General features: G+C 63.0%; 3 protein-coding genes. 2 read left to right on the forward strand and 1 reads right to left on the reverse strand.

Going from position 1 to position 1024, the window contains the following annotated elements; all coding sequences use genetic code 11:
- Positions 1-142 (forward strand): GMP synthase (glutamine-hydrolyzing) (locus AC1DOC_RS34905; protein ID WP_478131747.1); only part of this gene is annotated, 142 nt, incomplete at its 5' end.
- 119 nt (positions 143-261) lie between these two features.
- On the opposite strand, the gene AC1DOC_RS34910 is transcribed toward AC1DOC_RS34905, so the two are convergent.
- A complete protein-coding gene (locus AC1DOC_RS34910) occupies positions 262-639 on the reverse strand; it encodes a winged helix-turn-helix transcriptional regulator (protein ID WP_012747869.1) in 378 nt (125 codons plus the stop codon).
- 110 nt (positions 640-749) lie between these two features.
- Between AC1DOC_RS34910 and AC1DOC_RS34915 the strand changes: the two genes are divergently transcribed.
- Positions 750-1024, forward strand: a 275-nt coding sequence (locus tag AC1DOC_RS34915) for an SDR family NAD(P)-dependent oxidoreductase (protein ID WP_478131746.1), incomplete at its 3' end; no start/stop codon positions are given.

Genomic DNA, 1024 nt, shown 5'->3' on the forward strand with positions numbered 1-1024 from the left:
CTTCATGACCGCCGACTGGGCCGAACTGCCGTACGCGCTGCTCAAGAAGGTGTCGGGGCGCATCATCAATGAAGTGCGCGGGATCAATCGCGTGACCTACGACGTGTCGAGCAAGCCGCCTGCGACGATCGAGTGGGAGTGAAGAACGATGCCGCGTCCGGCCGCTGCCGCGCAGCCTGACACTCTGATCGGAAGAATTCCACCAGCCGCCCTCCCGCGAATGCGGAGGGTCTTCCGACTCAGCGGCTCTTCTCCATCCCGCTAGGACAAAGTTTCGCGCTTGGCGAAGATGCTTGCCACTTCCGCCATGTGCTCGGTTCCCCAGGTGCACAGCGGAACGATCGCTTCGGCCAGGCTGCGGCCGAGCGGGGTCAGCGCGTAGTCCACGCGCGGCGGTACCTCCTTGTAGTCGGTCCGCGCCAGCACGCGATCGGCCTCCAGATCCTTCAGATGCTGGATCAGGACCTTGTCGCTGACGCCTTCGATCAAGCGCTTGAGTTCGCCGTAGCGCCTCGGGCCGTCGCGCAGGAAAAACAGGATCAACGGTTTCCACTTGCCCGAGATGATGCGCAGCGTGGCGTCGAGCCCGCAGGAGAAGCCGCCGGTACCGCAGGTTGGATGAGAAGAAGGCGTCGTCATTTTTTCATACTTACCAAAAAGTGCATACTTGTCCTTAGGTTATCAGAACTCCATACTTGTTCTCAAGCAGTTCCCTGCTTCCGTGCAACTTCAACTATGGATCCCATGACATGACCAGACTGAATGGAAAGACCGCCGTGATCACCGGCGGCGCCACCGGCATCGGCCGCGCCGCGGCAAAGCGCTTCATCGAGGAGGGCGCCTTCGTCTTCATCTTCGGCCGCCGGCAGGAAGCGCTCGACGCCGCCGTGGCCGAACTCGGGCCCAATGCCCGCGCCGTGAAGGGCTCGGTCTCCGACGAGGCCGACCTCGACCGGCTCTACGCGGCGGTGAAGGCCGAGCGCGGAACGCTCGACGTCGTCTTTGCCAATGCCGGGGCGGGAAG

The organism is Variovorax sp. 01T439_2 (genome assembly GCF_056398445.1).

What these genes read in the sequence shown, in the direction of transcription:
- AC1DOC_RS34910 (WP_012747869.1), bottom strand. Translation starts at nt 639, where the DNA reads ATGACGACGCCTTCTTCTCATCCAACCTGCGGTACCGGCGGCTTCTCC.